Below are 7,351 nucleotides of genomic sequence, written 5' to 3' on the forward strand. Positions count from 1 at the left end.
TCAGAAAATCAAGCAGCCACGAGGTGAAGCGGTTGAGTCAGACGTGGTGCCGTTTCATGAAAGGAGCGCCCCGCAGAGGTCACGCTGAGCACTTCTTCAATGGTGGTCTCCCCGGCTAACACTTTTTGGAAACCATAACCACGCATGGGGATGTAACCATCCTGGCAGGCTTGCTTTTGCAGCTCTGCCGGATGGGCTCGAGTATTGATCAGATGTTGCAGAGCTTGTGTCATCAGCACCACTTCGTAGATGCTCAGCCGCCCTTGATAACCGCTCCCTCTACAGGCTTCACAACCAACCGCGCGCATGATCTGACCCGACACATTCAGCGGGAATCCGATGCTCTTTAAATAGTCAGACTCCACTTCCGCAGGAGCCTTGCAAAGCGGGCAGAGCTTTCTCACCAAACGTTGAGCGAGAAAGGCCCGCACGGCACTGCTCACCAAGAAGGGCTCGACCCCCATGTCCACGAGTCGAGTGATGCCGCCAATCGCGTCATTGGTGTGCAAGGTGCTAAAGACAAGGTGACCTGTCAGCGCCGCACGGATGGCGATCTCGGTGGTTTCCAGATCACGCATTTCCCCCACCATGACCACGTTGGGATCCCCACGCAGGATGCTGCGCAAACCCGAAGCAAACGTCAGACCGATCTCCGGCTTCACCGCAATCTGAACCATCCCCGGCATCTTGTATTCCACCGGATCTTCGATCGTCACAATGCGACGATGCGTCTGGTTCATCTCACTGAGGAAGGCATACAGCGTGGTGCTCTTACCACTACCCGTGGGGCCCGTGATCAGGATGATGCCATTGGGTAGCTTCAGCAATTCATCCACCACCGGTTTCACCGTATCGGTTAGGCCGAGACGACTGATCGTCATCGCCTGCTGGGACAGCAACCGCAGGGAGATGCTTTCCCCTTCCACACTCGGGATGGTGGCGACGCGGACGTCAATGGGCATGCCATCCATCTCCAGGTTGATGCGGCCATCCTGTGGGAGGCGTTTCTCTGCAATGTCGAGCCGCGCCATGATCTTGAGACGCGCGATCACACTAGCTTGCAGAGACTTGATGTTCTCCGGCACCGGCAGTTCCTCGAGACGTCCATCAATGCGATAGCGAATGCGCAGCCGATCCTGCTGGGGCTCAACGTGGATATCCGTCGCACGTTGTTCCAGCCCCCGGCGAATGATCTGATTCACAAAGCGCACCACACTGGCTTCTTCATCCTCAGGTTCATCCAAGACCGTCACTTCATCACCGATCTCCTCGGCACCCCAGTCCGCACGTCCGCGCAGGATCTTCTCAAAGGTATCCGCACCCAGACCATAGAGCTTTTGCAGCCCTTCCACAATGCGTGTGCGCTGCCCCACATGCCAGACCACCGCCTGATTCAGACTGGACGCCACACGCTGATGGGTCACGAGATTCAGCGGATCAAAGGTGGCGAGATGCAGCACGGGTTTCCCCTCCGCATCCCCTTTGTCCTGCACCCCCACAGGCAACAAACGATGCCGCAAGGCAATCTCCGCCGGCAGGTAACGACGCAGCCCAGGCTCGGCCGGGTGATCTCCCCCGCCCTCCCACCACGCCAACGACAGTGTACGAGCCAGGACCAGGAGAAAGTCGCGCTCCCGCACGCCTTCACAGTCGAGCACCGCCTCCACGAACGAGGTCTGATTGTAGCACGCCTCCTCCACCGCCTGCTGCACGGCAGGGTTATCACCGCATCCCGCTTCCGCGAGGATTTTCTGGATCAAGGGCATCATGGGGGAGGCAAAAGGACAGATGAGGACCTATTGGATTCAGTTCAATAATTATGGTTTTTACCATAAAAAGCAAGAATTAAATCTTTCTAAACCTTTTGCGCCCCTTGATGATTAGCCTCCCCCTCGTTAGGCCCACGTCGGCAACGCCGTTTCAAAGGCCACTCGCTGCTTCTGCATCGGATGAGTGAAAGTCACTTTCCAAGCATGCAGGCAGAGCGGTGCTGCCTCGGTATCCAGCGTCTGGGTATCCCCCACCTGCCCGCCTGACAGATAGACCGGATCTCCCACGATGGGGAAACCGAGCTGCCAGAGATGAATGCGAATCTGGTTGGTTCGGCCAGTGATGGGACGAGCTTCCAGCAGCGCGGAGCCATCCGCATCTCGGCGCAGGACACGGAACTCCGTGCGGGCTTCCCGCCCCTGCTCCTCATCCACCTCCCGACTTCCCAGTGCCCCCGGTACATCGCTGATGGGTGCCTCGCAGGAAAAGCTGTCCTGCTCTGGATGTCCCTGAACACGGGCCAGATAGACCTTTTCCACCTCACCTCGGGAAAACTGCCGCTGCACCTGTCCGGCAAAGTGACGTGTCCGCGCTACGATGACGAGGCCCGTGGTATTCGCATCCAGGCGATGGCAGGGGCGTGGTTTCTGCGGCTCATACACCTGATGCAGGATGTATTGCAGCGTGTTGCGATTGAAGCGTCCCCCGGCATGCATGGGCAGCGGGGCCGGTTTCTCCAGCACGATCACCGCCTCATCCTCATGCAGGATCCGGATATCCAAATTCACCTCAGGCTCCACCAGCGCAGGGATCAGGCGCAGGTAGCGCTCACCCGCACGCACCACCTGATGCGGAGGCACGGGCTGGTGATCCTGATTGAGAATACGCTGATTTTCAAAACGCATCAGCAACTCCATGCGTGGCACATGCGGCAGCACCGTCGCCAGGGTATCCAGCAGCGTCAGGCCATCGCAGGACTGAGGCACATTCAGCGGCTGTTCATGGTCATAGGGCACGCTGCCCGGCAGCGGCGTGGTCAGCAGACGGATCTGCTCATGCCGCACCGCGATGCTTTCCTTCATCTGCTCCTCGGTCGTCTTGTAGCAGTAGGGGCAGGACACATGCGCCTCATAGCGGCGATCCTTCTGATCCTCTTCACTCAGTGGTGTCTGACAGACAAAACACTGCGTGGATTCCGTCTCCGCCAGAGCTGGATCGACCCCCACGCGTTGATCGAAGACAAAGCACTCGCCATCATAATAATCCCCCCCGACCTCCTCGAAGTATTTCAAGATGCCGCCCTCCAGCTGCCACACCTGCTGAAAGCCCTCACGCTCCATGAAAGGGGCCGCCTTTTCACAGCGAATGCCTCCGGTGCAGAAGGTGACGATGGGCTGGTTCTTCAGTTCTTCCGGCAGCTTGCGCACCGCTTCGGGGAAATCGCGAAAGTGATCCACCCCAATGATGTGGGCATTTTTAAAGGTGCCCAGCTTCACCTCGTAATCGTTGCGGGTATCCAGCAGCGTGATGGGCCGCCCCTCATCCAGCCACTGCTTCAGCGTCCGTGCCTCCATCCGTGGCGAGGTGTATTTTGCAGGCTCGATCCCCTCCACGCCAAAGGCGATGATCTCCTTCTTGATGCGCACCAGCATGCGGCGGAAGGGCTGCTCGTCACTCTCACTGTACTTCGGCATCAGACCTTCCAGCCCCTCAATGGCGCGCAGGTCGGCTAGCAGCAACTCGATCTCAGCGGCCGGTCCTGCCACGAAAAGATTGATCCCCTCCGTGCTCAGCAGGATCGTTCCCTTCAGGCCCCAGGCACGGCATTGAGTGACCAAACGCTCGCGCAGAGACTTCAGGTCCGTCAGCGTGGCGAACTTGTAGGCGGCGATGTTGGTGATGACAGGGGCAGCAGTCTCAGGCATGGAAAAGGGGAAAAGGAAAACGGACGGAGGGGGAGAGATTGTATTCCTTTTTCCATCCACTGCACACGGAATCGTGACACACGGATTTTGGCAAACAGCCATCCGATCCTGTCCACATCGTCCGCATTGAAGACTTGCCCTCTCCCGTCACTGCCGCCAACATGGCACCATGCCCCAGCGCATTGCCCTCTTCGGAGGCAGCTTCAATCCTCCCGGCCTTCACCATCGAGTCATCGCGCAGCGACTCGCACGCGAGTTCGATGAAGTGCGCGTCATCCCCTGCGGCCCGCGCCCGGACAAGCCCGTCACGGATTCCATCCCGCCCGTTTACCGCGCCACGCTGGCCGATCTCACCTTTGGCGACCTGCCCCGCGTCACTGTGGATCTCTTCGATCTCGAACAGGCCACCTTCACCCGCAACTGGGACCTGCAAAAGCGCTATGAAAGCCTGGGCGAAGTCTGGCATGTCGTCGGAGGTGACCTCGTCAGCGGCGGCGCTCTCGGCAAGTCACTCATCCAGCGCACCTGGGCCCACGGACCCGAGCTGTGGCAGAGCGCCCACTTCGCCATCCTTACCCGTCCCGGCTACACCATTGATCGGGCCGATCTCCCGCCCCAATCGCATGTCATTGTCCTTGAGGAACCCGGCTCCAGCACCCTCATCCGAGATCACCTCGTCCATGGGCAAAACGTGGCCCACTTTCTAGCCCCGCGGGCCCATGAATACATCCAGCGCTACGGTCTCTACCGCGCGCCGAATCCCAGCAGTTGGGCTCGCCAAAGCCTCAGCGGCCAGAGCTACGCCATCCAGGCCGATAACCACAATGCCAAAGCCCAGGGCTGGCTGGCCGAGATCGGTCCAGGCACCGAGGATAAACCCGACTTCATCACCGTCCTCGGCGGCGATGGGGCCATGCTCCGCTGCATCCGCGAACGCTGGCGTGAGCGCCGCCCCTTTTTCGGCATCAATGCCGGCCACCTCGGCTTTCTCATGAACGCCCCCGAGCAGGCCTTCAGTTCCTCATTCCCGCCTGCCGATGTCATCCTACGTCAGCTCCCCATGCTGTATCTGGAGGTCGAAGATCGCCAGGGCCGCGTGCAGGAGGCCTATGGATTCAACGACGCCTGGCTGGAGCGTTCCACCAGCCAGAGTTCCTGGCTGCAAGTCTGGGTCAATGGCGTTGAGCGCATTCCCAAGCTCATCAGCGATGGTGCCCTCGTCGCCACCGCTGCTGGTTCCACCGCTTACGCACGCAGCATGGGTGCCAGCCCCCTCCTGGCCGATACCCCCGCTTGGTTATTGGTCGGCTCCAATGTCATGGAGCCTTCCCAGTGGCGCAGCGCCCTGCTCTCCGTGGATACCACCGTGGAACTGCGCAATCTCAGCCCCGAACACCGTCCCGTCGAAGCCTTCGTGGATGGCCTCAGCCTCGGTGAAGTCGTCTCCTTCCGGGCCCGCATCAGCCGCGCCGCCTGCGCCGAAGTCGCCTTCTGCGCCAGCCACGACATGGCCGAAAAAATCGCCGCCATCCAGTTCCACCGCCCTCAGGTGGGGTGATTCTAGAATGGCATTCAGCCCAGAGTGCGCTCAATCACTCCGCCGCTGCTGGTCTAAACCTCTCTGCGATTCGATCGACTCCGCCCCGGGGTCCTTCCATGGGTTCAAAGCTCGATGTCGTCGCATTCCATCCGGTGCGGGTGGGATACGGATACAGCGGCATGTCCCAGACAGTCTTGCCTTTGCCATTCTCCTCGGCATGGCGGCCTAACAAGGAGGTGGGAGCAACACCCGTCTCTCGCCAAGCGCGGACGGCTTCGAGGAGATTCGGCGGCTGATTGATGCCAGGACCACCACCGTGGGCGAGGCCGGGGACAATGTAGAATTGGAAAAAGGAACGGACTTTGTCCAGGCTACCGCCGAAGTGAGCGATCACGCGCTCGTAGTAATCCATCGAGGCATGATACGGCACGACCGAGTCGGCGGTGCCGAGGGTCATGATGAGTTTACCCCCGCGCTTTTCAAAGGCGCTGAGATCAGGGTTCTCGGCATTGAGATACGGAGCTAGCTTCGAGGTGTAGGTGTCCATATCATCGCCGAAGTTAATCTCGGTCATCTTCTTATCGGCACCAAAGACCCAATTGAAAAGATACAGATGGCCATGCGAGGCCAGAATGGAACTGCCGAACGGGACGCCATTGAAGAGGCGTTCACCGGTCACGGCGTGACGGGGACCGGCGAAAAGCTTTCTCAACGCAGCCGCGTGGGCATCGGTGAGTGAGGCATCCTTTTTCCGAGCCAGTGCAATGACGGCCTCGATGTCTTGAGCCGTGCAGCGGGGATCGGAAACGAACTTGCCTGCGACTACGGGGATCTCCCTGGAAGCCATGTGCTCATTGGCTGCGGCGATGACACTGGCGTCCTGCTCTTTCGAGAACGGGCATGTTTGAAGGATCTGTTCATTCCACAGGAAATAGGCATGCAGCGGAGTGCGGCAGTGCGCCGCCACAGCCGCAGCGATGCCATCATAATCCTCAGGATAACGCTGCGCCTCCTGCAAGGCCTGCTGACCGCCTGTGGAGCCGCCGCTGAAATACGAATACTCGGGATCGCGACCGAAATGCGCCTTGGTGATCTGCTTGCCCACGACCGTCATGAGGTGCGTGGCCCGGTAGCCGAAGTCCTTCCAGACCTCGGGATTGCCAATGCCGGAGTCAGGATTCGGTGCGGTGCCCATGTCGGTCGTAGCGACGGCATACCCCTGCCCGCTCATGGAGGAAAGCCCGCCCGGATTGATCTTCCCTGCCGCGCCTCCGTTGCCCAGCCCGAGAAAGCAGCCGTTCCAATTGTCGCTATCCGGTAGCCAGACCTCGACTTTGATGTTGGACTCCTTCGCGGGGTTGAGCACCAGCTTCACCACGATCCGCTTGCCCGAAGCATCCCTCTGCACGCTGGTGATCGCTCCCGCATCGACCTTCACCTCACGAAGAGCCGTCAGCTTGGCCTCAAGCGCTGGAGAGGGTGGCGGTGTCTCGCCAGAGGCGGAGAAACAACTGAACACCATCGCAAGGCTGAGTGAAAAAATCATTTGGTTCATAAAGCAGGGCAGAACATCCAACGATGCCTCCAACACCATTCTTTGGCGATCGAGCAAACTCCAGGTGCTTTTAAAAACAGACTCATTGCCCCTGCGATGCCAAAGTGTCGGCCAGACGCTCTACTAAGCCCAACATAGCTTGCATCCATGGACTGCGATGAGGCCCGTTCACGGCAGGCCCTCGGCAGACCGCTGGCCACACCAGCAGCTACAAACCCGTCTAAAAGACGTTAAGACGTCGCATCCGTCCCCCAGAAGGCGACCCGCGCGGTAATCATAGCTGTAGTCATGCTGCGTGCCATCCGGCATTGTCACCCCGGCCAAGCGATCCTGACGCGTCCATTGATACGACGTGCGACCCGTGCTGCCGCTGAGATACGTCCTCGACATCGCCTGCATCACCGTGCTGCCCAGGCTGCCGCTGGAGGCCGTGGCTGTCAGCAGGGCGGAAGCCTGTGGATGTGCCTGGATCGCTGCGACCACGTCACTGAGCGTGCTGGTGATCGGCGGTTTGTCCTTCACGCCCGTCAACGCCGTGCGAGGCAGCGGCTGCAGCGGGGT

General features: G+C 59.8%; 5 protein-coding genes. 1 reads left to right on the top strand and 4 read right to left on the bottom strand.

Annotated elements, in window-relative coordinates; all coding sequences use genetic code 11:
• Positions 1–8 precede the first annotated feature (8 nt).
• Positions 9–1,769 carry a GspE/PulE family protein gene (locus B5D61_RS15895; protein WP_078814391.1) on the bottom strand — a complete coding sequence of 587 codons (1,761 nt, stop codon included), beginning with the start codon at positions 1,767–1,769 and terminating at the stop codon, positions 9–11.
• Between the two features lie 126 nt (positions 1,770–1,895).
• Positions 1,896–3,695, bottom strand: a complete 1,800-nt coding sequence (gene trhO, locus B5D61_RS15900; protein ID WP_078814392.1) for an oxygen-dependent tRNA uridine(34) hydroxylase TrhO — start codon at positions 3,693–3,695, stop codon at positions 1,896–1,898.
• Between the two features lie 169 nt (positions 3,696–3,864).
• Between trhO and B5D61_RS15905 the strand changes: the two genes are divergently transcribed.
• Positions 3,865–5,253: an NAD(+)/NADH kinase gene (locus B5D61_RS15905; protein WP_078814393.1), complete on the top strand. Its 1,389-nt coding sequence runs from the start codon at positions 3,865–3,867 to the stop codon at positions 5,251–5,253.
• Positions 5,254–5,287: 34 nt separating this feature from the next.
• On the opposite strand, the gene B5D61_RS15910 is transcribed toward B5D61_RS15905, so the two are convergent.
• Together B5D61_RS15910 and B5D61_RS26380 are read right to left on the bottom strand one after the other, a co-directional pair.
• On the bottom strand, positions 5,288–6,781 hold the full coding sequence (locus tag B5D61_RS15910; protein WP_176159470.1) for a tannase/feruloyl esterase family alpha/beta hydrolase: 1,494 nt from the start codon (positions 6,779–6,781) through the stop codon (positions 5,288–5,290).
• Between the two features lie 177 nt (positions 6,782–6,958).
• Positions 6,959–7,351, bottom strand: a 393-nt coding sequence (locus B5D61_RS26380) for a hypothetical protein (RefSeq protein ID WP_176159471.1), incomplete at its 5' end; no start/stop codon positions are given.

It is taken from the genome of Prosthecobacter debontii, assembly GCF_900167535.1.
Lineage (GTDB): Bacteria > Verrucomicrobiota > Verrucomicrobiia > Verrucomicrobiales > Verrucomicrobiaceae > Prosthecobacter > Prosthecobacter debontii.

Excerpts from the sequence above, each read along its gene's own strand:
- B5D61_RS15905 (WP_078814393.1), top strand. The coding sequence starts at position 3,865 with ATGCCCCAGCGCATTGCCCTCTTCGGAGGCAGCTTCAATCCTCCCGGC.
- B5D61_RS15910 (WP_176159470.1), bottom strand. The coding sequence starts at position 6,781 with ATGATTTTTTCACTCAGCCTTGCGATGGTGTTCAGTTGTTTCTCCGCC.
- trhO (WP_078814392.1), bottom strand. The coding sequence starts at position 3,695 with ATGCCTGAGACTGCTGCCCCTGTCATCACCAACATCGCCGCCTACAAG.
- B5D61_RS15895 (WP_078814391.1), bottom strand. The coding sequence starts at position 1,769 with ATGATGCCCTTGATCCAGAAAATCCTCGCGGAAGCGGGATGCGGTGAT.